At 65.3% G+C, this 24388-nt stretch carries 25 protein-coding genes; 15 read left to right on the top strand and 10 right to left on the bottom strand.

Annotation, left to right across the window (positions count from 1 at the left end):
- Positions 1–57 precede the first annotated feature (57 nt).
- Positions 58–516 carry a hypothetical protein gene (locus ACX3PH_RS10235; RefSeq protein WP_459092084.1) on the top strand — a complete coding sequence of 153 codons (459 nt, stop codon included), beginning with the start codon at positions 58–60 and terminating at the stop codon, positions 514–516.
- 120 nt (positions 517–636) lie between these two features.
- On the opposite strand, the gene ACX3PH_RS10240 is transcribed toward ACX3PH_RS10235, so the two are convergent.
- The 3 genes from ACX3PH_RS10240 to ACX3PH_RS10250 form a co-directional block, all read right to left on the bottom strand.
- Entirely contained in the window at positions 637–2385 is a 1749-nt protein-coding gene (locus ACX3PH_RS10240) for a DEAD/DEAH box helicase (protein WP_459092086.1), read from the bottom strand.
- A gap of 38 nt (positions 2386–2423) precedes the next feature.
- Positions 2424–3050, bottom strand: coding sequence for a GNAT family N-acetyltransferase (locus ACX3PH_RS10245; RefSeq protein WP_459092088.1), 627 nt, complete (start codon positions 3048–3050; stop codon positions 2424–2426).
- Positions 3051–3138: 88 nt separating this feature from the next.
- Positions 3139–3495 (bottom strand): hypothetical protein, encoded by a 357-nt coding sequence (locus ACX3PH_RS10250; protein ID WP_459092090.1) that lies wholly within the window; start codon positions 3493–3495, stop codon positions 3139–3141.
- A gap of 181 nt (positions 3496–3676) precedes the next feature.
- Between ACX3PH_RS10250 and ACX3PH_RS10255 the strand changes: the two genes are divergently transcribed.
- From ACX3PH_RS10255 to ACX3PH_RS10265, 3 genes are all read left to right on the top strand, one after another.
- Positions 3677–3820 (top strand): GPGG-motif small membrane protein, encoded by a 144-nt coding sequence (locus ACX3PH_RS10255; protein WP_459092092.1) that lies wholly within the window; start codon positions 3677–3679, stop codon positions 3818–3820.
- Positions 3821–3977: 157 nt separating this feature from the next.
- Positions 3978–4310 (top strand): ArsR/SmtB family transcription factor, encoded by a 333-nt coding sequence (locus tag ACX3PH_RS10260; protein WP_459092094.1) that lies wholly within the window; start codon positions 3978–3980, stop codon positions 4308–4310.
- Positions 4311–4323: 13 nt separating this feature from the next.
- Positions 4324–4818 (top strand): SRPBCC family protein, encoded by a 495-nt coding sequence (locus ACX3PH_RS10265; RefSeq protein WP_459092096.1) that lies wholly within the window; start codon positions 4324–4326, stop codon positions 4816–4818.
- A gap of 4 nt (positions 4819–4822) precedes the next feature.
- Here ACX3PH_RS10265 and ACX3PH_RS10270 read toward each other — a convergent pair whose 3' ends face one another.
- On the bottom strand, positions 4823–5089 hold the full coding sequence (locus tag ACX3PH_RS10270; RefSeq protein ID WP_459092098.1) for a hypothetical protein: 267 nt from the start codon (positions 5087–5089) through the stop codon (positions 4823–4825).
- Between the two features lie 22 nt (positions 5090–5111).
- On the bottom strand, positions 5112–6119 hold the full coding sequence (locus ACX3PH_RS10275; protein WP_459092100.1) for a PHP domain-containing protein: 1008 nt from the start codon (positions 6117–6119) through the stop codon (positions 5112–5114).
- 92 nt (positions 6120–6211) lie between these two features.
- On the opposite strand from ACX3PH_RS10275, the gene ACX3PH_RS10280 reads away from it, so the two are divergent.
- Positions 6212–6889 (top strand): CG0192-related protein, encoded by a 678-nt coding sequence (locus ACX3PH_RS10280; protein ID WP_459092102.1) that lies wholly within the window; start codon positions 6212–6214, stop codon positions 6887–6889.
- Between the two features lie 9 nt (positions 6890–6898).
- Positions 6899–7675 carry a thioesterase family protein gene (locus ACX3PH_RS10285; protein ID WP_459092104.1) on the top strand — a complete coding sequence of 259 codons (777 nt, stop codon included), beginning with the start codon at positions 6899–6901 and terminating at the stop codon, positions 7673–7675.
- 43 nt (positions 7676–7718) lie between these two features.
- Here ACX3PH_RS10285 and ACX3PH_RS10290 read toward each other — a convergent pair whose 3' ends face one another.
- Positions 7719–8600, bottom strand: a complete 882-nt coding sequence (locus ACX3PH_RS10290; protein WP_459092107.1) for a MurR/RpiR family transcriptional regulator — start codon at positions 8598–8600, stop codon at positions 7719–7721.
- 86 nt (positions 8601–8686) lie between these two features.
- On the opposite strand from ACX3PH_RS10290, the gene ACX3PH_RS10295 reads away from it, so the two are divergent.
- The 3 genes from ACX3PH_RS10295 to ACX3PH_RS10305 are packed head-to-tail and all read left to right on the top strand — an operon-like array spanning position 8687 to position 11945.
- On the top strand, positions 8687–9955 hold the full coding sequence (locus ACX3PH_RS10295; RefSeq protein WP_459092109.1) for an allantoate amidohydrolase: 1269 nt from the start codon (positions 8687–8689) through the stop codon (positions 9953–9955).
- A complete protein-coding gene (locus ACX3PH_RS10300) occupies positions 9952–11322 on the top strand; it encodes a formimidoylglutamate deiminase (protein ID WP_459092111.1) in 1371 nt (456 codons plus the stop codon). Before ACX3PH_RS10295 ends, ACX3PH_RS10300 begins: the two co-directional genes overlap by 4 nt.
- The gene (locus tag ACX3PH_RS10305; RefSeq protein WP_459092113.1) at positions 11322–11945 is read left to right on the top strand and encodes a HutD/Ves family protein; all 624 of its coding nucleotides are present in this window, start codon (positions 11322–11324) and stop codon (positions 11943–11945) included. The genes ACX3PH_RS10300 and ACX3PH_RS10305 overlap by 1 nt, the downstream gene beginning before the upstream one ends.
- Here ACX3PH_RS10305 and ACX3PH_RS10310 read toward each other — a convergent pair.
- A complete protein-coding gene (locus ACX3PH_RS10310) occupies positions 11920–12342 on the bottom strand; it encodes a hypothetical protein (RefSeq protein WP_459092115.1) in 423 nt (140 codons plus the stop codon). The two genes, ACX3PH_RS10305 and ACX3PH_RS10310, sit on opposite strands and share 26 nt — an antisense overlap.
- Positions 12343–12452: 110 nt before the next feature.
- Between ACX3PH_RS10310 and ACX3PH_RS10315 the strand changes: the two genes are divergently transcribed.
- A complete protein-coding gene (locus ACX3PH_RS10315; protein WP_459092117.1) occupies positions 12453–14474 on the top strand; it encodes a sensor histidine kinase in 2022 nt (673 codons plus the stop codon).
- Positions 14471–15115: a response regulator gene (locus ACX3PH_RS10320; protein ID WP_459092119.1), complete on the top strand. Its 645-nt coding sequence runs from the start codon at positions 14471–14473 to the stop codon at positions 15113–15115. The genes ACX3PH_RS10315 and ACX3PH_RS10320 overlap by 4 nt, the downstream gene beginning before the upstream one ends.
- Before the next feature lie 6 nt (positions 15116–15121).
- On the opposite strand, the gene ACX3PH_RS10325 is transcribed toward ACX3PH_RS10320, so the two are convergent.
- Positions 15122–16156 (bottom strand): LacI family DNA-binding transcriptional regulator, encoded by a 1035-nt coding sequence (locus ACX3PH_RS10325; protein ID WP_459092121.1) that lies wholly within the window; start codon positions 16154–16156, stop codon positions 15122–15124.
- Between the two features lie 60 nt (positions 16157–16216).
- Positions 16217–17431, bottom strand: a complete 1215-nt coding sequence (locus ACX3PH_RS10330; RefSeq protein WP_459092123.1) for a Gfo/Idh/MocA family protein — start codon at positions 17429–17431, stop codon at positions 16217–16219.
- Positions 17432–17613: 182 nt separating this feature from the next.
- On the opposite strand from ACX3PH_RS10330, the gene ACX3PH_RS10335 reads away from it, so the two are divergent.
- The 4 genes from ACX3PH_RS10335 to ACX3PH_RS10350 all read left to right on the top strand — a co-directional run bounded on the left by ACX3PH_RS10335 (position 17614) and on the right by ACX3PH_RS10350 (position 23730).
- Entirely contained in the window at positions 17614–18864 is a 1251-nt protein-coding gene (locus ACX3PH_RS10335; RefSeq protein WP_459092125.1) for an ABC transporter substrate-binding protein, read from the top strand.
- Between the two features lie 88 nt (positions 18865–18952).
- Positions 18953–19873: a carbohydrate ABC transporter permease gene (locus ACX3PH_RS10340; protein ID WP_459092127.1), complete on the top strand. Its 921-nt coding sequence runs from the start codon at positions 18953–18955 to the stop codon at positions 19871–19873.
- Entirely contained in the window at positions 19870–20691 is an 822-nt protein-coding gene (locus tag ACX3PH_RS10345) for a carbohydrate ABC transporter permease (protein ID WP_459092129.1), read from the top strand. Before ACX3PH_RS10340 ends, ACX3PH_RS10345 begins: the two co-directional genes overlap by 4 nt.
- Positions 20692–20727: 36 nt before the next feature.
- Positions 20728–23730, top strand: coding sequence for an alpha-mannosidase (locus tag ACX3PH_RS10350; RefSeq protein ID WP_459092131.1), 3003 nt, complete (start codon positions 20728–20730; stop codon positions 23728–23730).
- A gap of 93 nt (positions 23731–23823) precedes the next feature.
- On the opposite strand, the gene ACX3PH_RS10355 is transcribed toward ACX3PH_RS10350, so the two are convergent.
- On the bottom strand, positions 23824–24348 hold the full coding sequence (locus tag ACX3PH_RS10355) for a hypothetical protein (RefSeq protein ID WP_459092133.1): 525 nt from the start codon (positions 24346–24348) through the stop codon (positions 23824–23826).
- Between the last annotated feature and the right edge of the window lie 40 nt (positions 24349–24388).

A 24388-nucleotide genomic window follows, 5' to 3' on the forward strand; every position in this document is an offset into this window, starting at 1 on the left:
AAATGCCGTCCAATTGGGGTTCTCCCACGGACCGTCAGAAAGAACAGAACGACCCGTATGGACATCGACGTACTACTCCTGAATGCGCTCGGATTCGCCGCGACCGGATTCTCCATCCTGATGTGGGTTCCGCAGGCCAGGACGACCTGGCAGAACCGGAACGACCCCCTGCGACTCGCTGGAATCTCGGAGGCGACGCAGTGGCTGCTGTTCGCCGGATACCTGTTGTGGGGCGTCTACGGCATCCTGAGCGAATCGTTCTGGGTGGCAGCGCCGAGCGCGGTCAGCATGCCGCTGGCGCTCGCAACGATCATCCTGATCCATCGCGGGAGACGTCTAGCGCCCGCCGTCCGGTCGGTGTCTATCATCTCCATGGATGAGCCGCTCTCGGCGGGTGCGACGATCGAGTCGTCGGTCGTTGAGGTGGCGACCGCTTCCATCCCGATCATCTCCACCGAAGCCTCGGTGGCTGTCGGCGACAAGACGCCGACGAGTTCGACTCCCATCCTCGCGTAGGGCCGCTACCTCCTCCTGCGACCGGGCCCACTCCGTCAACAGGATGAATTCGGGACTCTCCGCGCCGGATGCCCGCGCCACGGGCGGGTCGGCGCGTTGCGCCTGTTGACGGCGCGAGAATCAGTCGCGGTGCGGCTGGCGCGCCGGCCGACCCTCCCGGTCACCACGGCGAGGCGCGGCACGACGGTCGGGCTTGATCTCGATCAGCTTGCCGCTGATGCGGGTGTCCTTGAGCTTCGCCAGCACGTTACCGGGCATATCGGCCGGGAGTTCGACGATGGAGAAGTCGGGGCGAATCTGGATGTGGCCGAAATCGTCCCGGCTCAGGCCGCCCTCGTTGGCGAGTGCACCAACGATCTGGCGCGGCTCCACCCGGTGCCGCTTGCCGACCTCGATGCGGTACGGCGACATGGGCTTGGTCGACCGACCGCGTCGCTCCGCCCGCTCACCGGCAGGCACGCGCGCGCCACGGTCTTCCCGCTCCTGGCGCTGGTATCGGGCATCATCCGCTGAAAGCAGCAACGGTGTCTCGCCCTGCGCGACAACGGCGAGCGCGGCGGCGACATCCTGTTCAGGCACATCGTGGTGCTTGACGTAGTGGCCCACGATGTCGCGGAACGCCGAGATCCGGCTCTCCTGGTTCAGTGCCTCGGTGATGGCGTCATCGAACCGCGCCAGGCGGGTGACGTTGACGTCTTCCACCGACGGCAGCTGCATCTGGGTCAGCGGCTGACGGGTGGCCCGCTCGATCGCGTCGAGCAGGCGACGCTCCCGCGGGGTGACGAAGCTGATCGCAGCCCCGCTACGCCCGGCACGACCGGTGCGACCGATGCGGTGAACGTACGACTCGGTATCGATGGGGATGTCGTAGTTGACCACGTGGCTGATGCGGTCGACGTCGAGACCGCGAGCCGCGACATCCGTTGCCACCAGGATGTCCAGCTTGCCGGACTTCAATTGGTTCACCGTACGCTCACGTTGCACCTGCGCGACGTCGCCGCTGATCGCCGCCGCGGAGTAGCCGCGCGCCCGCAGCTTCTCGGCCAGGGCCTCCGTCTCGTTCTTGGTGCGGACGAACACGATCATGCCCTCGAAGTTCTCCACCTCGAGGATGCGGGTGAGTGCGTCGACCTTCTGCGGGTACGACACCATCAGGTAGCGCTGGGTGGTGTTCGCCGAGGTTGTGGTCTTGTTCTTGACCGTGATTTCTTCGGCATCGTTCAGGTACTTCTTGGAGATGCGGCGGATCTGCGGAGGCATGGTGGCCGAGAACAGGGCGACCTGCTTGTCCTCCGGAGTGTCGGCAAGGATCGTCTCGACGTCCTCGGCGAACCCCATCTTCAGCATCTCGTCAGCCTCATCGAGCACCAGGTACTTCAGTTCGGAGAGGTCGAGCGTTCCCTTGGCCAGGTGGTCCATGATGCGGCCAGGAGTGCCGACCACAACGTGCACGCCGCGCCGCAGCGCAGACAGTTGCACGCCGTACGCCTGGCCGCCGTAGACCGGAAGCACGTGGACACCACGAAGGTGGGCGGCATACTGCTCGAACGCCTCGCACACCTGAAGGGCGAGTTCACGGGTGGGGGAGAGCACCAGCGCCTGTGGTTTCTTCTGGGTCACGTCGAGCCGGGACAGGATCGGCAGCGCGAACGCGGCCGTCTTGCCGGTTCCGGTCTGGGCGAGGCCGACGACGTCGCGGCCGGCAAGGAGCGGTGGGATCGTCGCGGCCTGGATGGCGGATGGGGTCTCGTAGCCGACATCCTTCACCGCTTTCAGCACCGCATCGCTGAGTCCCAGGTCGGAGAAGGTCATGGTCGGTGCGTCGGCAGCGGGTGCCTCGGTGGTGGTGGTCGAATCGTGAGGCGTCATGATCTAAACGGTAGTCGCTCAACCACCGCCCGGAAACGCTAGTCGAAGTCGATCCTCATCACGGCCCGCCTGACGGTCGGCCGGCTGACTTCGCTGTAGCCGGCATCGGCGAAGATGCTGTGGCTGCCGACGTAGAGTTCACCCCAGATGAATTCCTTCCCCGGCTCATTGATCAACGGGTAGCCCTCTACCGCACGGGCGCCGCGTTCGCGTGCAAACTCGACTGTGGCTCGGGCGAGCGCCCGGCTCACCCCTCGCTTGCGCCATCCGGCACGAGTGACAAAGCAGGTCACCGCCCACACGCCGTCGTCCTCCTTGTCCTCGTCTCGTCCCGCCCAGGGCACGCGGGAGCGAAGCAGGCGCAGGTACGCGGTGCGCGGCTCGACCGCGCACCACCCGACCGGTTCCCCCTCGAGGTAGGCGACCAGCCCGCTGGTGGCCCGGGCAACCGGGTCGCCGCAATTGGTCTGCTCCCGCAGACCGGTTCGGAGTTCATCAACCGGAACCGATCGCCAATCCGCGTGGGAAATCTTGAACCACTGGCATTGGCACGTCGACGGGGTTCCCCGCGTGCCGAAAACCGCCTGCAGGTCGTCCCAGGAGGCCTGATTTGCCGGGACGACGGTGATCTCCTGATCAACGACACGTCCTTCAATCGCTGTCACGAGTGAACTCCCATCGCGTGGCGGACTGAGCGGACAATTCGGGTCTATTCTCGTCGCATCCGGTTGGTAAGGCTAACCGAGCTGACCGTCAGAGGGTCGCCAGCAAACACAGGGCGCCGGCGCCGAAAAACACAATCCACGACAAGTGCCGTCCGCGGGTGAAGTAGATCGGGAGCAACCCGCATGCGATCAGCGTCCAGCCGACGGCAGCGAGGATCGCCGACTCGGATGCGTGAAGTGCAATTAGCGCGAGTACCGCAGCAAAGCCGAGCGCGAGAACCGTCGTGATGTGCCAGGCGAAGCGGATGGTTCCGGCCGCGAAGTCGCTGCCGCCGAAAAGCTTCGGGAGGTCGTGCCTCAGCAACCAGGTGATGATGTAGCGCTCACCCAGAATCGAGTGGGCTATTCCCAGAGCGGCCATCAACGACGCAGCGACGAAGAGCATGGGCCGAGCCTACTGGAGCCACCGTGGGCGAGAACGGACACGGAAGGTTCTCTCATAACACGAGATTCTGGACATCACACGGGTGGTCGGATGCGACGGGCGCGGTTACGTTCTGAATAACAGATCCGAAACGCCTAGGCGAGCGATTGCTTGCGGGCGCCGACCTGAACGGAGCAACATCATGGCAACACTCCTATGGATCATCGCGGTAATCCTCGTTATTGCCGGAATTGTGGCACTCTTCCGCCGCCAGATTCTGTGGGGCGTCGTATTGATCATCCTCGGATTGCTCGTCGGACCCGGTGGTGTGAGCCTCTTCACTTGACCTACGCGGCCGTAGTGCCGTGAGCGCGTCACGCGCAACATTCAGCAATGCGCCGCCAGGGCATGCTCCCTGACGGCCCATTGCCGTCTGGTGCCGCCCGCGCGGATCAGAATTGGGTCTTGCGCTCGCTCAACGGCTCTGCGTAACATGCAACCAAATGGTTGTACAAAGTTTGAGTGACGCTGAAGTGGATCGCATCTTCCAGGCCCTGGCGGATGCGACCCGCCGCGACATCGTGTCGCGGGTGATGGCAGGGGAGCAGTCGGTCTCCACGCTCGCGCGTGAGTATGCGATGAGTTTCGCCGCCGTCCAGAAGCATGTGGCGGTGCTCGAGCGCGCACGTCTGATCAGCAAGGTCCGGCGCGGCCGCGAGCAGCTGGTGCATGGTGACCCGGCGACGCTTCAGAGGGCCACGCAGTTGCTCGATGCCTATCAGCAGATTTGGCGCGCGCGGACCGATCGCATGAACCAGATCCTCAATGAAGAGTGAAGGGAACGGAAAGATGCCAGTAGTCAGCGAAGACAAAGACGTGGAAGCCCTGACGATGACGTTCGTGGCGGAGTTCGACGCCTCGGTCGAACGGGTGTGGCAGCTCTGGGAGGACCCCAGGAAGCTGGAGCGTTGGTGGGGCCCGCCGACCTGGCCAGCCACCTTCACCCGTCACGAATTCGAGGTGGGCGGCCGGTCCGACTACTACATGACCGGCCCTGACGGTGAGAAAGCCGGAGGCTGGTGGCAGTTCACCGCGGTCGACTCACCCACGCGTTTGGAGTTCGACGACGGTTTTGCCGACAACGAGGGAATGCCGATGGACGAACTGGGTACCACTCACGCGGTGGTGACGATCGAACCCGCGGGCGGCAAGACGCGCATGACCCTCGTGTCGAACTTCGCGAGCACCGACCAGCTCGAAAAGATGGTCGAAATGGGCATGGAGGAAGGCCTCCGCGAAGCTCTCGGGCAGATCGAGGCGATTCTCACGGAAGTGCCCGCCTGAGCGGTCAGTCCTGACGCAGCACCCACTTCAGCGCCTCGATCATGGCGCCGTAGGCGACGGTGGCGAGTTCATCGGTCATCGCCTCGCCCAGGCTGACCTGCAGCTCGTTGATTTTCATCCGCACCGCGTCATCGTCGGGCGAAGTGGCTAGCACCCACTTCAGGGCGTTCGTTGCACCGGTGTTGCCGAACAGCATCTGCTTGGTGACGGCGTCGCGACGTTCCGCTTTGAGCTCCTTGAGCCACTCGGTGACCTGTTCTGTGGTTTTCATCGAGTCCATTCTCTCGCGCCAGCTAGTCCGCGGCCGCCCAGTCGAGAAGTCGTTCTACCGGCCAGGTCGTGATGATCCGCTCGGCCGGCACGCCATTGGCGACGGCTCTCGCCGCTCCGTACTGCAGGAAGTCGAGCTGACCTGGGGCGTGCGCGTCGCTGTCAATGCTGAACAGGCATCCGGCCTCCAGGGCGAGCTGGATCAACTCGTCCGGCGGGTCCTGGCGTTCCGGGCGCGAGTTGATCTCCACCGCAACGTCGTTCTCGGCGCAGGCGGCGAACACCACGTTGGCGTCGAAGTCGGATGGCGGGCGGGTACCGCGGGAGCCCTGCACCATACGACCGGTGCAGTGGCCGAGCACGTTGGTGCGCGGATTGGTGATCGCTCCGAGCATCCGCCTGGTCATCGTCGCCTCGTCTGCCCGCAGCTTCGAATGGACACTGGCGACCACCACGTCGAGTTGTGCGAGCATCTCTGGTGTCTGGTCGAGTTCGCCGCTTTCGAGGATGTCCACCTCGATGCCCTTCAGCACGCGGATGCCGCCGACGTCGCCCAGCTGGTCGATCACCGCCAACTGCCGGGTGAGCCGTTCCGCCGTCAGGCCGTTCGCGATGGTGAGGTTGGGGGAGTGGTCGGTCACGGCCAGGTACTCCCGGCCCAACAGCCTGGCCGCCTCTACCATGAGCTCGATCGGGGAGCCCCCATCCGACCAGTCGGTGTGGCTGTGCAGGTCTCCGCGAAGCTGGAGGCTCTCGCCGCCGACGGCGAGCGGCGCTGCTCCGGTCTCCCGCAGCCTGGCCAGGTAATCGGGCACCTGCCCGGTCAACGCCTGCTGGATCACCTCGTGGCTGCGGTTGCCGATGCCCTTCATCGACCACAGGCGCCCATCCCGTGCGCGGTCGGCGAGCTCGTCGGGGCCCAACTCGGCGATGGTCACCGCCGCCTTGCGAAACGCCTTCACCTTGAAGGTCGGAGCGAGCTCACGTTCCAGCCAGAAGGCGATCTCGTTCAGGGCATCCGTGGCATCCATGCACCAATGATCCCCTCTGCCACGGCCGGGATGCCACCGCCGGGCGCGAGGCGGATGGCCTGCTGCGTCACGCCCATGGTTAGCATGAAGGCATGGCACTCCTCTATCAGGCCGAACTCAGGCCGACAAAGCTCGAGCTCGTGGGCGGATGGGCGCCGTCCCAGCCGTGGTTCGCCGGTCACGCCAGCGACGGCATGGCCAGCGTGGCCAGCTACCGCTTCGACGACCCGGCAGGGGAGGTCGGCGTCGAGACCCTGCTGGTGAAGGCCGGCGACGGACCGGTCATGCAGCTGCCCCTTACCTACCGCGGGGTGCCGCTGGTCGACGCCGACGAATGGCTGATCGGCACACTCGAGCACTCGGTGCTCGGCACGCGCTGGGTGTACGACGGCGTCGGCGACCCGGTCTACTTCCTTACTGCGGCATCCGTCATCATCACCGGCGGCGGCCAGGCCGAACTGTATGTCGACATCAACGGGCAGCAGATGCACCGCGACCCGACGGCCAAGGTGTCCGGCAGTGGGATGGAAGGCGTGTCGTTGCCCGCCCTTCCGATAGTCGATGAGCTTTCGGTCGGCTCCGATGGCGGAATGAGCGTGGTCGAGTCGGGCGGGCTGACTCTCGCCGTGCGGCGGGTGCTCGACGGCGACTACGAACGCGGCGGCGAATCGCGCGACGCGGCGACCGGCGTCCTCAGCGGGACCTGGACGGATCAGCCGGAACCTCAGGTGCTGGTAGTCGCGTCTGGCCGGCAGACTCCGGCTCAGTAGGCTGTGGGGGTGACTGAGCCCTACTACTTCGCACGCGGTGATCGCCGGTTCGAGTCGACGATTCACGCGCAGGGCGCCTGGAATGCGCACGAACAGCACATGGCCCCGGTCTCCGGAATCCTCGCCCACTGCCTCGAACAGTTCCAGCCCAGGCCCGAGCTTCGGATGGCGCGCATCAGCTACGACATCCTCGGGCTGATCCCGGATGGCGAGTTCGAGGTGCGCACCACCATGCTGCGCCCCGGTCGCACGATCGAGCTGATCCAGGCCGAACTGGTCTCCGCTGGGCGCACCGCGGTGCGGGCGACAGCGTGGAGGCTGCAGCGGTCGGACACCAGATCCGTTGCGGTGATCGAGGACGAGCGGATGCCGGCTCCCGACGAGTCGGTGCCGCCCCTCGACCTCTCGGAGTGGCCCGGTGGGTACATCGTGTCGATCGACGTGCACCCGGCACCGGGCCACGCGGCAGGGCACGGGCGCGCATGGGTGCGAACCAGGCATCCGCTCATCGACGGAGCAGCATTCTCCGATGTCTCCCGCCTGGTCGGTCTCATCGACACCAGCAACGGAATCGCCACCCGAGTGAAGCCGGGGCCAGGCAGCTACTTGTTCCCGAACGTCGACCTTCAGGTGCACCTGTACCGGGAGCCGGCCGGGGAGTGGCTCGGCCTCGCGAACTCGGTCAGCTTCGGCCCGGACGGCATCGGGCTGACCTCCACCGTGCTGCACGACGAGGCCGGGCCGTTCGGTCGCGCGGAGCAGATCCTCACCATCCGGCCGTCCTGACCAAACCCAGGCGGGCGGGCGGGATGTGACACCGCCGCCCGGATCAGCGCTCCGGATGCGCCCAGCGATCGACCAGCTCTTCGTGGGCTTCAAGGAGTTCCTGGGTGCGGCGAGGGTTACGGCTCCCCAGCGCGTCGAGCAGTGCGATCGACAACATCACGGCTGCGGCGTGGGAGTCGAAGACGAGATCGGTGCCGACCGGTGCCACCAGGAGCACATCGACATCAACCGCGAACGGCACCACCGGGGTGTCCACGATGGCGATCGTCGACATGCCCAGCCGACGGGCGTAGGCCAGCGCGTCGACGGTTGCTGCCGGGTACCGAGGCATCGCGAACGCCAGCACCGCGGTCGCGCCATTGCGGTGCAACTGCATGATGGAGTCGTCCATCGACGCGGCATCGGTCAGCACGTGCACGTCCGGCAGCACCCTCCTGGCGAAGTAGCCCAGGTAGTCGGCGAGTGCGGCGGAGGCGCGCAGGCCGATGATCCCCAGCGGCCGGGTGCCGCTCAGCAGTTCGACGGCCTCGGCCATCCGCTCGCTTCCCAGCGTGCGTTCCAGGGCAGAGAGATTCGCATGCTCCGATGCGAGTGCTGTCGCCTGCACGTTGCCGCGCCCCAGCCGGTCTCCGTCGACCGTCGTCGACAGGAGAGCCTCCCTCAGGGCGCTTCGGAACTCGGGGTAGCCGGCGTAGCCGAGAGCGGTGCCCAGCCGGGTGACGGTCGGCTGGCTGACGCCGGCCGCCTCGGCGACTTCGATGGTGGATGCGAACGCGACCTCGGGAAGTGACGTCAGCATGTATTGAACGACGCGGCGCTGTGTCGGCGAGATCCGGTGCTGGTGCACAAGGTCGATCAGCCAGTTCTGCGCCCGGTCCGTCGGCTGCTGTCCGCCAGGCGCCCGGCTCGTGTCCCGGTTGCTCACTATCCCCATACTGAATAGTATGACTCACAGATTTGAAACCTGTATGGTTTGATTCACAATCGCGTTCAACAGGAGGGTTTGTCCCCGTGAGCACCGACCTCAGTGATGCCGAGAGCATCCGCCGCGCCTTCGACCACACCTGGTCTGTCATTGAGCCGCTCGGTCGCGATGCGCGAACCGGCGGCTACAACCGATTCGCCTGGACCGGTGTCGACCTGGGGCTTCGGGAATGGTTCACCGCCGAGAGCGTCAAGCGGGGGCTCACCGTCGAAATCGATCGTAACGGCAACCAATGGGCGTGGTGGGGCGAGCCGCAGGCCGGTTCGGTGGTCACCGGCAGCCACCTCGACAGTGTTCCGGGCGGAGGCACCTTCGACGGGCCGCTCGGCATCGTCAGCGCGTTCCTCGCCGTCGACGCGCTGCAGGCACGCGGGCTCGTGCCGGAACGGTCGCTGGCCATTGTGAACTTCTTCGAAGAGGAGGGGGCCAGATTCGGGCTCGCCTGCCTGGGATCACGGCTCATGACCGGAACGACGGATGCCGACACGGCACGGGCGCTGAAGGACGATACCGGCACCACACTGGCCGAAGCCATGACCGGCGCCGGCCTGGACGCCCGGTTCGTGGGAGCCGACCCGGTCGCCCTGGAGCGCATCGGGGTATTCGTCGAGCTGCACGTCGAACAGGGCAGGCACCTGGTGCTGAGCAACGACGCGGTGGGGATCGCCAGCTCGATCTGGCCGCACGGCCGCTGGCATTTCTGCTTCGCCGGTGAGGGCAACCATGCCGGCACCACCAGGCTGGTGGACCGGCGCGACCCGATGCTGCCGTTCGCCGAGGTGATCGCAGCCGCCCGCCGGATCGCCGAAGACAACGGTGCAGTGGCCACCTTCGGGAGGGTGCGAGTCGACCCGAACGGCACCAACGCCATCCCGGCCCAGGTCGATTCCTGGCTGGATGCCCGTGGTGCCGAAGAAGACACGGTGACCCAGGTCATCCGCGCCCTTGAGGCGGCCGGTGCCGAAGCCGCTGCCCGCCATGGTGTCGAGCTCGCTGTCACCCGGGAATCGTGGACACCGGTCGTCGACTTCGACGCGTCCCTCCGGGATCGCCTGCTGCTGTCGCTTGGCGCGGACGGCACCAGCGTTCCCGTGCTGCCGACCGCCGCCGGGCACGACGCCGGCATCCTGTCGTCAAAGGTTCCCACAGCGATGCTGTTCGTGCGCAACCCCACCGGTGTGAGCCACAGTCCGCACGAGCACGCCGAAGCGAGCGACTGCGTTGAGGGTGTCATCGCCCTCACGGCGGTGCTGCAGGATCTGCTCACCGGCCCGCTGGAGGTGGTCTCCCGATGACACAGTGGTGGGCGCAATACGCCTGGCTGGGGGGAGATCGCGCTGAAGCCGGTGTGCTGCTGGAGACGGACCGAAACCGGATCGTGGGCGTGCAGACCGGCGTTGCCGAGCCTCCCAGCGGGGCAAGCAGGCTGCCTGGGCTGACCCTCCCGGGGTTGGTCAACTCGCACTCGCACGCCTTCCACCGGGCGCTTCGCGGCGCGACTCAGGCGGAATCCGGAAGCTTCTGGACCTGGCGGGAGCGGATGTACGCCGTCGCAGCACGACTGCAACCGGACAGCTACTACCGACTGGCACGCGCCACCTTCACCGAGATGCTGCTGGCAGGCATCACTACCGTCGGGGAGTTCCATTACCTCCACCACGACACCGACGGCGTTCCGTATGAGGAACCGACGGCCATGGCCGAGGCGATCGCGGCGGCGGCAGCGGATGCCGGCATCCGCCTGACCTTCCTCGACACCTGCTATCTGGCCGGTGGCTTTGGATCGGGAGCCGAGCCGCACACTGCACCATCGCCCGCCCAGCAACGATTCAGCGACCAGACGGCCGAACGGTGGGCCGTGCGCGCCACCCGCACCCGGGAGCGCCTGACCGGTGCGACGATCAAGGTCGGTGCAGCCGTGCATTCGGTGCGGGCGGTCCCAGCCGACCAACTGGCCACGGTGGCCGAGTGGGCGCACCGCAACAACGCCCCCATCCACGCCCACGTCTCCGAACAGCCGGCCGAAGTCGACGATTGCCTCCGGGTTTACGGGAAGACACCGACCGAGCACCTGGCAGAATTCGGCGTGCTCGATCACCTGGCCACCGCGGTGCACGCCACCCACCTGACGTCGGGTGACATCGAAGTACTCTCCGGCAGGAAGGCTTTCGCCTGCTTCTGCATGACCACCGAGTCCGACCTGGCGGACGGCATCGGGCCGGCGATTGACCTGGCGGACAAGTCGGTGCGCATCACCGTGGGCACCGACAGCCAGGCAGTCATTGACATTCTCGGCGAAGCGCGCTGGCTGGAGTTGGGCCAGCGCCTGGCGACGGGCCGCCGTGGGCACTTCTCGGCCGCGCAACTGCTGGAAACCGCGACGACGAACGGTGCGGTGTCGCTCGGTTGGGATGATCTGGGAACCCTCTCGGTCGGGTCCCTCGCCGACTTCGTGACCGTGACGCTCGATTCGGTTCGAACGGCAGGGTTCGGTGCGAACAGCGTCCTCGAAACCGCGGTGTTCGCGGCCGCGCCGAGCGACGTCACTCACGTCGTGGTGGATGGCCGGATCGTCGTTGAGGACGGCGTTCACCTTGCCTACCCAGACGCGAACACGGAACTGCGGGAATCGATCAGCGCGGTGACCGCGGACGCACCGTAATGTCCGACACCCCCACCGGTGGACCGCGCGTCACGCTGCTGCCTGCAGCTGATCGCACCGATGAGCCGTGGCGCAACGGCGGCGGGTCAACCCGCCAGATCGCCGCGCTGGACGGCCCGGATGGGTGGTCGTGGCGCCTCAGCATGGCGCGGGTGGAGGCGGATGGCCCGTTCTCGGTGTTTCCCGGCGTCACCCGGACAATCCTGGTCATGGACGGCGACGAAATGGAGTTGAACGTTGCCGGGCGGCAGGTGCGACTCGGCGCCGAACCGTTCACTTTCGACGGCGCGGCCGAAACTCATGGTGCGCTTCTCACATCCGCCGTCACCGACTTCAACGTGATGGTCAGGCGTGGAGAGTACAGCGCCAGCACCGAGCGGATGCCCGCCGGGCAGAGCTCCTTCGCTGTGCCGGGCGACACGACCGGATCGCCGAGCACGGTCATTGTGGTGGCCCCGGCAACGGGCGCGCACTTCGAGGTCGAGCAGCTCGGCCTCGACCTCGCCCTGGCGGGATATGACGCCGTCATCATCGAGGAGGTCACGACGCCGCTGCACGGCATAGTGACCTCCACTGGTTCGGGTGTGAGAGTGGTGCTTACGCCGACCTCCGCGAACGGATGAACCGGCGCGTCGGGCCGGCCAGTTCGAGCGCGATGACGATGAGCGCGATCACGCCGAAGCTGATCGCCTCGGTCTCCTGGATGGTGACCAGCTTGACGAGGGTGAACAATGCCATGAAACCGGCCCAGGCGATGGTGCCGGCCTGACCGATGGCTCTGCCGCGCAACTGGGCGATCACCGACACGATGCCGATGAGCGAGAGATAGCCGTACATCGAGAGGAACGTCGCATCCACTGGACCATAACCGTCGAGTCCGGAGAAATAGATCGCACCGTAGGTGCCGACCGAGGCAAGGAGGATGGTGAGAATGGTGGCGATGATCACCGTCGCCGGTGGGCGCCGCGGGGTCGTCGGTGCGGTGGTGGGCAGGTGGTCTGGTGTGGTGTGGGTTGTCATGGCACAACCGTGCCGCCGGACGAGTCCCGTCAGGCAGGGGAGCTGGGCCTGACTTCGATTGGGACTTCCTGTCCCGTGCCGATGGAGGCGATGGCCGCCATAATGAGCGAATGGGAGCAGTAGGAGGCATCGTCGCCGTCGTCACCGGCATGCTCGGTGCGCTTCTTCACGCCGTCAACGCGGCATCCGACCGCGTGCACACGCCGTCATTCTGGTTCATGGGACTGGCGACAGCGGTCGCCTACGGTGCCGTGTCGGTGATGGTGCGTCGCAGCGACGCGGTGTGGGTTCGCCGCCTGACGGCACTCATTGGGCTGTCCGCCGGTGTTGCGCTCCTGGCCATGGAGTGGGCCTGGCTCGGCGACGTTCCTCTGGCCGGTCTCGGGCTGTGGATCGGGTCCTGGCTGTGGGTGGTCTCCTACGTCGCCATCCTCTCGGTGCTGCCACAGGTGCTGCCTCGCGGCGAGGTTGCATCGTCGCGCTGGAGTGCGGCATTGTGGCTCTCGTTCGGGACGCTGATTCTGGCATCCGCAGTGTGGGCGATCACGCCGTACGACCAGCAGGACTTCCCGCTGCAATTGCGCGACCTGGTCAACCCGATCGGGCATCCGCTCGCGACGCATCCGGCCACCGTCGCTGTCGTCGGGATTCTGCTCGTCGTCTCCACTGCGCTGGCCATCGCGTCACTCGCCGTGCGCTGGCGTCGCTCCACGGGCCTCGCGCGCCAGCAACTCAAATGGATTCTGCTCGGGGTGGCGGCGACGCTGGTGCTCGCGGCACTCGCTCGCGTCTTTCCCGCCGGACCTACCGAGGTAATCGCCGGCGTGGCCATGCTGCCGGTGCCGATCGCCCTGGGGATCGCTGTTCTGCGACACGGATTGTGGGAGATCGATGTCGTCATCTCCCGCTCGATCACCTACGCAGCCCTGTCGGTGGCGGTGATCGGCGTCTACCTGGCCGCCGTATGGCTGTTGGGCAGCATCCTGGGCGATTGGACCGGCGCACCGGTGATTGCGACCGCGCTGGCCGCCCTCGTCGCCCTGCCGTTGCACGCCCGCCTGCAGCGATGGGCGAACCTGCGTGTGCACGGCGATGTCGAGGAGCCGCATGTTGCGCTGGCCCGTCTCGGTGACCGGCTGGCCGCTGCATCCGACCCGGAGGAGTTGTCGACCCGCGTGCTGCCCGCTGTCGTGGAGCAGGTGACGAGGTCGCTGCGCGCATCCGGCGCCGAACTCACCCTGATCGATGGCACCATCGCGGTGTTCGGCAGCCTGATCGAGGCGGATGCCCCGGACAGCGTCACGCGCGTATCGCTCACCTACGGGGGCGTGCACAGCGGGGAACTGGTGGTGCAACGTGCAGGAGGACTGGACGCTGCCGACCGGAGCGTGCTCGCCCGGCTCGCGACCCAGGCGGCGGTGGCGGCGCACACGGTATTGCTGGCGCACCAGGTGCAGCGGGCCCGTGAGGCGGTGGTCGTGGCGCGCGAGGAAGAGCGTCGGAGGCTTCGCCGGGACCTTCACGACGACATCGGGCCGGCGCTCGCTGCGCTTGCACTGCAGGCCGAGGCCGCATTGACGCTGGCTCCGGATGATCCGGGTGCCTCGGCTGCCCTGGTCGCCCGTCTCGTGCCGCGACTGAACGCGACGGTCGACACTGTGCGCGCGCTGGTGCATGAACTGCGCCCGCCGACCCTCGATGAACTCGGGCTCGCAGCATCCGTTCGGGAACTCACCTTCCGCATGACGACCGCGGAGGTCTCGGTTCTGGCGGATGTCAACGACCTCCCCGAGCTGTCAGCCGCCCTCGACGTCGCCGCGTACCGGATCGTCGCTGAAGCGGTGACCAACGCCGTACGCCATGCCGAAGCATCCGTCGTCGCGGTGAGCCTCAAGGTGACTGACGACAGCCTCGTGATCGAGGTCGCGGACGACGGATGCGGGCTGCCCACTGACCCGGTGCAGGGGTTGGGACTCACGTCCATGAGGCTGCGCGCCGAAGAACTCGGCGGAGAGCTGCGTTTCTCGACAACCGGGCGAGGCACCAGCGTCGTGGCGCGCATCCCCGTTGCGGTGCCCGGAACGGCATCCGCGCCCGCGCTGGTAGGCGGTCCGGAGGTGGTCCTGTCGTGACCGTGCGCGTACTGGTCGTCGACGATCATCCGCTCTATCGCGAGGGCCTGGTGGCGGTGATCGGCACCATGGAGGACACCCAGCTGGTGGGCGAAGCGGCCGACGGCGCAGAGGCGGTGCGCCTTGCCGGTGAGCTTCGTCCCGACGTCGTCATCATGGACTTGAACCTGCCGGTTCTGAGCGGGGTGGAGGCGACGAGGCAGATCACCCAGGCGTCGCCGGACGTGGCGGTGCTGGTCCTCACGATGCTCGAGGCGGATGACTCCATCTTCGCCGCCCTGCGAGCCGGGGCCCGTGGCTACCTGCTGAAGGGGGCAGACCGGTCAGAGATCGAGCGCTCGGTGAATGCCGCCGCGCGCGGGGAGGTCGTGTTCTCGTCTGCGATCGCCGAGCGGGTGCTGTCTTTCTTCGCCGGCAGGGGAGGCCGGGACTCCGGGCCGTTCGCGGCACTCACCGCGCGCGAGCATGAGGTGCTCGACCTCGTCGCACGGGGGCTCACCAACGCGGAGGTGGCCCGTCGCCTCTTCGTCAGCGACAAGACCGTGCGCAACCACGTGTCGAACGTCTTCTCCAAGCTTCACGTCACCGGCCGTGCGGAGGCTGTGGCCCGGGCACGCGATGTCGGGATGGGCGCCGGGTAGTTTCGGCTATTGCGCGTTCGCGAATTCGCAACCACACGAGCGGCGCACAATGAGGTGCGTCGGATACGTTTCGAAAACGGCGTCGGTCTCGCCTGAAAGCAGCCTCGATATCGCGGCCTTCGCCATCCGTTCGATCGGCTGCGCGACGGTGGTGAGGGGTGGCCAGACATAGGTCGACTCGGCTGATCCGTCGAACGACACGACTGCAACATCCTCAGGGATGCGCAGGCCGCGTTCCTGCAGTGCGGACACAGCCGCGAACGCAAGTTGGTCGGATGCAACGAAGACTGCGGTCGGCCGTTCGGCCTCGTCTGCGAGCTCGCGGCCCGCGCGATACCCGGATGCCAGGCTGAACCCCACGCGGTAGCGGGGCCCGAGTGGCAGCCCAGCGGCAGTGAGGGCGTCCATCCAACCCCGCTCGCGCTGGTCTATCGCCGGATCGCCGCCAATGAAAGCGATCCGCTGATGCCCGTGCTCGATGAGGTGTTCGACGCCGGCACGGGCGCCCTCGGAATAGTCGACGCCGAAGGCGGCGACGGTGGTGTCGGCGCTGAACTGGTTGACCAGAACAACAGGAACACCAAGAGAGTCGATGACTCGGCGCTCAGCAGGCGAGAGAGTATCGGCGACGACTAAGCCGTCCAATTGGTGCGAGGCGAGCCCTGCAATGTGGTCTGACGTCGTAGACCGCCTGCTGTCGGAATTGATCACCAGCAATGTGCATCCGTGCTGCTGCGCTGCACCGTCGACCGAATGCACCAGTTCGGCGAAGTACGGGTTTCGGCTGTCGGGCACGATCATGCCGATCATGTCCGCGACACCGCGGCTGAGCGCGCGCGCGGCGGCATTCGGGCGGTATCCCAGCACTGTGATGGCGTCGAGAACTCGAAGACGGGTGGCTGCTGCCACCGGCTTAGGCCCGCCATTGAGCACATAGCTCACCACGGCGCTACTGACACCGGCGTACCGGGCAACATCGGTGCGCGTGATGCGTCGTGACTCGTGCGAGCGCGACTGCGGCGGAATTTCCGGGTTGCTCACTTCTATGCCAGCCATCGTTCGTCCGGTGCTCTCGCCTTTGTGCGTCTGAATTGACTCACGCTACCGCACGTTGTGCGGTGACGGAGGGTTGCCCAGGTCGGGGATGGCGAGCCGTTCGCCCCCACGCATGGCAGACTCGTGGGCCACGATGCCGGGCAGGGTGAAACGTGCGGCAACCCAGGCGTTCACAGGTGGAAGCGAATTCGATACGACAGCCGTCACGAAGTCGTCCGCGAGAAAATGATGGCTGCCCTCGTGCCCGTTGGGAAGACTGCGAACGGCAGAGGGAATGCGGGTGGAGTCGTGCACCGGGGCGTATCCCGAAACGAAGCCCTCGCGCAGTGCTGGGTCGACATGGACCAGGGAAGGGTCGTCCAGGGGCAGTGAAGCTGTCGACTCCACCAGCGGGGAGATGTCTTCGACGCCGTCTTTCGTTTGCCAGAAGGTCACGGTAGCCAGTTGTTCGAAGCTTCCCTCGGTGCCGAAAAAGCGGAACCGCGACTCCCTCAGGTGGGACGGATATCCGACCCGGCGAAACTCGTTAATGCGCATCGAGCCGCCAGCGGCAAGTTCGAACAACGCGGTCGCGTTGGAGAAATCGTTTCCGAATTGGCTGATCTCGCGGTCGAAGACTCCATCGCCTCGGCGATCGACCACTCCGACGCAGCTGACAGCCGTCGCATGAGTATCCCAGGCTCCGAGCACGCCGCCGATGGAGTGGGTCGGGTAAAGCATGGGTGGGTAACTTGCGGTCGCGCGCCAGCCGTCGCCCCCGCTATAGCGGTAGGCCTCATAGAATCCGAGGTCCATGTCATGCACGTAGTCACCTTCGGCGTAGAAGAGACGTCCGAAGCCGCCATCGGCGATTCGCTGCCTGGCGTAGACGGTTGCAGGATTGTAGAAACTGGTCTCACCCATCATGTAGACCAGTCCGGTTTCACGCACCGCGGTGATGATGTCGCGGATCTCTGTTTCCGAGATCGCCATCGGGACCGCCGAGTACACGTGCTTTCCCGCACGAAGGGCTTTGACGACGAGGCGCCCGTGAGTCCAGCGCTGGGTGAATATCGCCACGGCATCGATGTCGGGGGAGGCGATCATCTGGTCGAAGCTGTCGAAGGTGCCGGCGAGGCCCAGCTCGGTCACCATGCTGTCTGCGCGCTCAGGCAGCAGGTCGGTTGCGTAGACGTTCGAAATGCCCGGATGATGCTGGAACAATGTCGCGAACTGCCCGGCGAATTGACCGGCGCCCACGAATCCGAGCGAAAACTTCATCGTCGTGCCCTTTCTCGTTCAAGTCGGCGCAGCACGTGAGTGCCAACGCCCATTCTACGCGCGTCAACTCACGGGAACTGATAGTAGTTAACGATTGTTGCATCGAGTAGTCTACGCGGGTAGATTAAGCACGTCCGGACAGCCCTTCCACACCGGAGCACTCTCGACACCAGGAGTACGACATGACAAAGAAGTCCTATGCAAGAGCTGCGGCGCTCGTCGTGGCATCCGCCCTCGCCCTTACCGGGTGTAGCGCAGGTGAAGGTGGTGATGGCGACGTCACTCTCGAGTTCCAGACCGGACTCGGCACCAGCGACCCAATCCTCACCGAGCTGACCACGATCACCGAAGCGTTCCAGGACGCCAACCCCGGTGTCACGATCGATCTGGTTCCGATGACGAACACCTACGAAGCCGACATGACCGTGCGACTGTCGAGCAACGACATTCCCGATATCTGGGCGACCCACGGCTGGTCACTGCTGCGCTACAGCGAATTCCTCGAACCCCTCGACACACAGCCCTGGGCAGAGCACTTCAATGAAGCGCTCGAACCGGCCATGAGCAACGCTGACGGACAGTTCTTCGCGTTTCCCGCGGTGACGGATGTGGCGGGCATCGTCTACAACAAGACGGTGCTGGATGAAGCAGGAATCGATCCTGCCACGCTGACGACGTGGGAGGCCTTCGATGAGGCGGCTGCGACGCTGAAGGCGGCAGGGGTCACACCGATCACTGCCTCCGGAAAGGACAGCTGGTTCGCAGGCAATGTGGCAGACTTCCTCGCCTCGGGTGCCTACACGGAAGATGAGCTGTCGAGCCTCGCCGACGGTGAGTTCCAGGCAGATGGCTACAGCACCTTCCTTGAGAAGGTCAAGAGCTGGTCGGACAGCGGCTACTTCAATGCCGACTACTCCTCAGCGAGCCAGGACGACATCGCACGCTCCCTCGCTGACGGCACCACCGGCTTCGTTTTCGTGCAGAACTACCTCGTCGCAAGTGCCCTCGGGTTCAACCCGGATGAGCAGCTGGGCTACTTCCCCGTTCCGGGATTCGTCACCGAGCCTTACCTCATCGGCGGTGAAGGCCACGCTTACGGTGTGTCGCGCACTTCCGACCACAAGGATGTCGCCCTTGACTACCTGGCATTCCTCGCCGAGCCCGACAACGCATCAACGCTGGCGACCGCAATCGGCGGCATCCCAGGCCTGACCAACGCCACGGCCGACCTCGGGCCGCTCACCGCCAGCTATGAGCAGTTCGTCGAGGGAGGCGACTTCCGCCTCGAACCGTACTTCGACCGTGTCTACCTTCCGGGCGGAATGTGGGACACCATGGTGACGACAACGGATGCGATCATCACCGGGCAGTCGGACGTTCCAACTGCGGTGAAGCAGGTGGAGAACCAGTACGCGACGCTCAGCGCCAAATAGATCGGGATCGGGTGCGGATGGCTAGCAAATCCGCACCCGATCCAGATTGCTGACGCAGCCCCGGGAGAGTGACAACAAGGATGTGACGATGACGAGCACCGCGACCCAGGCGAAGCGCCGGAAGTCCAAGCCCGGCACTCCGCTCGCGTCCCGTCGAATCAACTTCTTCTACCTGCCCGCACTCATCCTCTTCGGCGCATTCACGCTGTATCCGCTCATCAACGGCGTCATCCTTTCGCTCTCCAACTGGAACGGGTACAGCGCGTCGCGCAGTTTCGTCGGAGCGGCGAACTATGAGCGGCTCTTCACCGATGAGGTGTTCCACACCTCCCTGGTGAATACCTTCATCTACGGCTTCGGCAGCACGCTGATTCAGCAGGTGATCGGCCTCGCCCTGGCACTCGCCCTCGACCGTGCCGTGCGTGGGCGAAATCTGGCACGCGCAATCATCTACCTGCCTGTGCTTGTCTCCCCAGTGGTCATGGGAACGATGTACTACCTGTTCTTCTCCTACAACTACGGCGGACTCAACGACCTCGTGATCGCGTTCGGCGGTGAGCGCGTCGCCTGGCTCAGCGACTCCGGGGCGGCCATAGCGATCATCGTATTGGTCAACTCCGCCCAGTTCGTCGGGATCTCCATGGTGATCTACCTGGCGGGTCTGCAATCGATCCCCACCGAATATTTCGAGGCAGCCCGCATCGACGGCGCCAACGCCTGGCAGCAATTCAAGAGCATCACCCTGCCTTTGCTGCAACCGGCATTCGCCACCAGCATCGTTTTGAACCTGATCGGCGGACTGAAGCTGTTCGATGTGATTCAGGTGCTCACCGGCGGTGGTCCCGGGTACTCGACGGAATCCGTCTCGACCCTGATCAGCGCGGTGTACTTCGACAATCAGGCGGCAGGCTATGCCTCTGCCATGGGCATAGTGCTGTTCCTGGTCATCGCGCTATTCACGCTGATCTTCAACTTCCTGTTGAACCGCAAGCGGCTGGAGGCGCAGTGAAGCGTATCCTCATCCGTGCCGGCATCGCGGTCGGTTTGCTGGTCGCGATCACCATCCAGTTGCTGCCGTTTTACATCGCGCTGACGACGGCACTCAAGCCGCGCAGCGACCTCAGTTCGCAATGGTTGCCGCCGGTCGAGGGCATCTTCTGGGAGAACTTCACGGTGGCGATCGAGGATGGCGGCATCCTGCGCGCCATCGGAAACAGCGCGATCATCACTGTGGTCAGCACTGCGCTCATCTGCATTCTCGGTGCTCTCGCCGCATACCCGCTGGCCCGGCGGCCGACCCTCGGCAACAAGATCGTGCTGGGTGGGATTGTCGCGCTCATCATGGTGCCGCCGCTGAGCATTCTGGTTCCGCTGTACACGCTGCTCAACCAGATCGGTGGGACCAACACCTACTGGGGCGCAATCGTCATCATGGTCACCTCCCAGCTGCCGCTCGCGGTGTTCCTTTACACGGCCTTCATGCGCAGCCTTCCGATCTCAATCGAGGAGGCCGCGACCGTTGACGGGGCCAACCTGCTGCAATTGCTCTTCCGGGTGGTCTTCCCGATGCTGAAGCCGGTGACCGCAACCGTGATCATCCTCACCAGCGTGACCGTGTGGAACGAGTATGCGCTGAGCGTCTTCGTGTTGCGCGACCCGGCCGTTCGAACGATCGCACCGACCATCGGCACCTTCTTCGCCAGCCAGGGCAGCAACTTGGGCGCTGCCGCCGCAGCGGCCCTGCTTTCGGTGCTGCCGGTGCTGATCGCCTACCTCGTGTTGCAGCGGTACTTCATCAAGGGCATGGTCGCCGGCTCCGAGAAGTAGGGCAATCGACCGGGGAGAGAAAACACTATGCACGATATGTCGAAACACATCCTGCCGCGCCTCCAGCGGTTCCTGATCGAGCGCCTCGAGCCGGCGCAATACCGCGCAACTGCGCCGGTCGAGGTGCACAGCTGGAAAGCGCCGGATGAGCCGGTGCCGTTCACCGAAGCAGCCAGACAGCAGTTCCGGCAGTTCGCGGTTGGCACGCCGTGGGGTCACGCATGGGGGACCACCTGGTTCCGGGTGAACGGGACGGTGCCCGCCGAGTGGCTGATCGGGGCGGAAGACCGCCTTGAGCTTGTTGTCGACCTCGGTTTCACGCCCGGCATTCCCGGATTCCAGTCCGAGGCTCTGGTCTTCGACCCGGACGGTTCGGTCGTGAGCGCCCTCGAACCGCTCAATCGCTCGGTTGCCGTATCCGTCCAGTCAGGCGAACCGTTCGAGTTCTACCTCGAAGCGGCGAGCAACCCGGACGTGGCACAGGGGTTCACATTTCGTGAGACCGCCAACGGCGACAAGGCCACTGCGCAGCCGGGTCCGCTCTACGTTCTGCGCGACGTGCGAATCGCCGTGCTGGACCTAGCCGTGTGGGAGCTGTTGCAGGACTTTCGCGCGCTGGGCTCGCTGGCGCAGGAACTGCCAGCAGCGTCACCACGCTTGGCCGAGGTGTTGCGGGCCATCGACCAGGCGCTGGACGTTCTCGACCCGGTCGATCTTCACGGAACCGCCGATGCCGGGCGAGACGCACTCTCTACAGTGCTCGCAAGTCCCGCCGTGACCTCCGCCCACCGTGTTCACGCGGTCGGGCACGCCCACATCGACAGCGCCTGGCTGTGGCCGTTACGTGAGACGCGACGCAAGGTTGCCCGCACCTTCAGCAATGTTCTGCGGTTGCAGGAACAGCATCCGGACTTCATCTTCGCTGCCGGCTCCGCCCAGCAGTTCGCGTGGATCAAACAGGACTATCCGGAACTCTTCGCGCGCGTCGTGGCCGCCGTGGCGGGCGGGCGCTTCGTTCCCGTTGGCGGACAGTGGGTGGAGCCCGACTCGAATCTGCCGAGTGGCGAGTCGCTCGCGCGCCAATTCGTCGAGGGCAAGAAGTTCTTTGCCGAGGAGTTCGGGGTCGAGCCGCGCGAGGTGTGGCTGCCCGACTCGTTCGGATACAGCGGCGCCCTCCCGCAGATCGCGATTGCCGGTGGTGCCGACTACTTTCTGACCCAGAAGATCTCCTGGAACGACACCAACGTCTTTCCGCACCACACCTTCCTCTGGGAGGGCATCGACGGCAGCAGAATATTCACGCACTTCCCGCCGGCCGACACTTACAACTCGATGGTGTCGGCCGAGGAGTTGCACCGCGCTGAACGCCAGTTCCGTGACAAGGGCGCCAGCAACGTCTCCCTGCTTCCGTTCGGCTGGGGCGATGGCGGTGGCGGGCCGACCCGCGAGATGCTCGCCTCCGCCAGAAGATTTGCTGATCTGGAGGGGTCGCCTCGAGTCGAACTGTCAACCCCACAGCGGTTCTTCGAGGAGGCCTCTGCCGAGTATGAGAAACCTCCCGTATGGGTGGGGGAGCTCTACCTGGAGTTCCATCGCGGGGTAGCGACGACCCAGATCGAGCTCAAGCGTGGCAACCGGCTGAGCGAGAGCCTGCTGCGTCAGGCCGAGTACTGGTCGACCCACGCTGCGGTGACTGCCGGAATCGACTACCCGACCGCCGAGCTTCAGCGATTGTGGCGCGAGGTGCTGCTGTTGCAGTTCCATGACATCCTTCCCGGTACCTCGATCCGCTGGGTTCATAGGGAAGCGGAGGAGAGTTACCGCAAGGTGCACGCCGAACTTGAGGCGTTGATAGACACGGCCGCCAGGGCTGCGCTAGGGGACGGGGAGTTTGCCGTAGACCTGAACGCCGGCCCGTACCCGGTTGATGCTGTACCAGCATTCGCGGCGGCGGCTGCGGTGGCCCCTGTTGGTCAGGTCACCGTCACGTCTGATGCTGAGGGAACGATCGTTGAGAACGGCCTGTCCCGCGTCCGAATCGACACTGATGGAAACATCGCTTCCTTTGTTGACGATGCGGCTGGTCGGGAACTGGTGCCGCACCGGATGGTCGCCGGCCTTCTCCAGCTTCACCGGGACACTCCAACACAGTGGAACGCCTGGGACCTCGACGAGAGCTACCGACGCAGCGTGGAGGACATCCTTGCGGTGGAATCTATCGTGCTCCTTTCGGATGGCGTGCAGGTGAGCAGGGCTTTCGGCCGGTCCAATATCGCTATCACCTATCGACTGAGGCCGGGCTCACCTACCCTCGACGTCGCAGTGGACCTCGATTGGCACGAGGACGAGAAAATCCTCAAACTCGCGTTTCCGCTCGACCTCCATGCCACACGAGCGGCATCTGAGATTCAGTACGGACACTTGTATCGCGACATTCACACGAATACGTCGTGGGATGCCGCCCGCTTCGAGACGGTAGCCCATCGTTGGCTCCAGCTGGATGAGGGCGGGTATGGAGTCGCGCTGGCGAACGAAGCCACGTACGGCTACGACGTGACGAGGGATGTCGTAGATGGTGTGCCCAACGCGACCGTACGTGTTTCGCTTGCGCGCGCCCCTCGGTATCCTGACCCGGAGTCTGACCGCGGTCGGCATGTGTTCGGATTTTCGTTACGACCGGGATCGGGAATTGCGGATGCCGTCCGCGAGGGCTACCGACTGCATGTTCCGCTCAGGCGGGTGGACAATGTGGCGTCCGATTCTCTGGCGCCACTGTTCAGCGTCGAGGGCGACGGTGCCGTCGTGGAGGCGGTCAAGCTGGCGGAGGACGGCAGCGGGGACGTCATTGTGCGGCTCTATGAAGCGTTCGGGTCGCGCACCCGAGCGACGCTCACTGTGGATTTCGACCATGGTGACGTTACCGAGACGGATCTGCTCGAACGCGGATCGCCACGTCGGGCGGTCGTGGATGCCAACGGCCCGGTGCGACTGGAGTTGCGTCCGTTCCAACTGGTGACATTGCGATTTCGGCGAGGCTGAGTCGTGTCGGTCCCGTGGGACGATTGTGCCCGCTTGTCACTACCGTGTCAGGGCGAACAGGCACAACTGTGACACACGGGAACAATCGCGCGGTCAGGCCCCCTCGGGCGGTTCGAGGAGCAGGCCGACCCGCTCGGCGAGGTAGGCGTCGAAGGGGACCGAGGTCTCGACGGTCGCTGACGGGTTCCAGCGCACCAGTGGCTTGCCGTCCGCGACGAACAACGGGCCAGGGGAATCGCGGAGGGCGTCGACATCGAGGTCGATCACCTCGGCACCGAAGTTCACGGTCTCGCCGGGGGAGAAGGGCCCCTTGAACGCTGCGGCACGATAGCCGCGACGCTCCTCGGCTGAGTTCGACTGGAAGCCCGGATAGCCGGGTGCCACCGCGCGAGTCGTCGATCCGGCTCGGAAGAGTGTCGCCTCGTGGTCTAGCAGGAACACCCCGAGCCGCCAGACCCGGTCGAGCGGTATGAACGACGCCTCCTTCATGAACAGCATCACGCGCCTGCGGGGGACGAGGATCGCGAGGGCCTCATCACGGGCATCCGCAGCCCGCAGTCGCTCTACCGCGGTCGTAATGGTTCGGCGGATGCTGCCGCTGGTCTCTGCATCGTCCACGGTCCTGAGTCTAAGACTGCGTGAAACGGCACAGGCGGAT

Source organism: Homoserinimonas sp. A520, from assembly GCF_054489245.1.

What these genes read in the sequence shown, in the direction of transcription:
- ACX3PH_RS10235 (WP_459092084.1), top strand. Translation starts at nt 58, where the DNA reads ATGGACATCGACGTACTACTCCTGAATGCGCTCGGATTCGCCGCGACC.
- ACX3PH_RS10240 (WP_459092086.1), bottom strand. Translation starts at nt 2,385, where the DNA reads ATGACGCCTCACGATTCGACCACCACCACCGAGGCACCCGCTGCCGAC.
- ACX3PH_RS10250 (WP_459092090.1), bottom strand. Translation starts at nt 3,495, where the DNA reads ATGCTCTTCGTCGCTGCGTCGTTGATGGCCGCTCTGGGAATAGCCCAC.
- ACX3PH_RS10255 (WP_459092092.1), top strand. Translation starts at nt 3,677, where the DNA reads ATGGCAACACTCCTATGGATCATCGCGGTAATCCTCGTTATTGCCGGA.
- ACX3PH_RS10260 (WP_459092094.1), top strand. Translation starts at nt 3,978, where the DNA reads ATGGTTGTACAAAGTTTGAGTGACGCTGAAGTGGATCGCATCTTCCAG.
- ACX3PH_RS10265 (WP_459092096.1), top strand. Translation starts at nt 4,324, where the DNA reads ATGCCAGTAGTCAGCGAAGACAAAGACGTGGAAGCCCTGACGATGACG.
- ACX3PH_RS10270 (WP_459092098.1), bottom strand. Translation starts at nt 5,089, where the DNA reads ATGAAAACCACAGAACAGGTCACCGAGTGGCTCAAGGAGCTCAAAGCG.
- ACX3PH_RS10275 (WP_459092100.1), bottom strand. Translation starts at nt 6,119, where the DNA reads ATGGATGCCACGGATGCCCTGAACGAGATCGCCTTCTGGCTGGAACGT.
- ACX3PH_RS10280 (WP_459092102.1), top strand. Translation starts at nt 6,212, where the DNA reads ATGGCACTCCTCTATCAGGCCGAACTCAGGCCGACAAAGCTCGAGCTC.
- ACX3PH_RS10300 (WP_459092111.1), top strand. Translation starts at nt 9,952, where the DNA reads ATGACACAGTGGTGGGCGCAATACGCCTGGCTGGGGGGAGATCGCGCT.
- ACX3PH_RS10305 (WP_459092113.1), top strand. Translation starts at nt 11,322, where the DNA reads ATGTCCGACACCCCCACCGGTGGACCGCGCGTCACGCTGCTGCCTGCA.
- ACX3PH_RS10310 (WP_459092115.1), bottom strand. Translation starts at nt 12,342, where the DNA reads ATGACAACCCACACCACACCAGACCACCTGCCCACCACCGCACCGACG.
- ACX3PH_RS10315 (WP_459092117.1), top strand. Translation starts at nt 12,453, where the DNA reads ATGGGAGCAGTAGGAGGCATCGTCGCCGTCGTCACCGGCATGCTCGGT.
- ACX3PH_RS10330 (WP_459092123.1), bottom strand. Translation starts at nt 17,431, where the DNA reads ATGAAGTTTTCGCTCGGATTCGTGGGCGCCGGTCAATTCGCCGGGCAG.
- ACX3PH_RS10335 (WP_459092125.1), top strand. Translation starts at nt 17,614, where the DNA reads ATGACAAAGAAGTCCTATGCAAGAGCTGCGGCGCTCGTCGTGGCATCC.
- ACX3PH_RS10340 (WP_459092127.1), top strand. Translation starts at nt 18,953, where the DNA reads ATGACGAGCACCGCGACCCAGGCGAAGCGCCGGAAGTCCAAGCCCGGC.
- ACX3PH_RS10350 (WP_459092131.1), top strand. Translation starts at nt 20,728, where the DNA reads ATGTCGAAACACATCCTGCCGCGCCTCCAGCGGTTCCTGATCGAGCGC.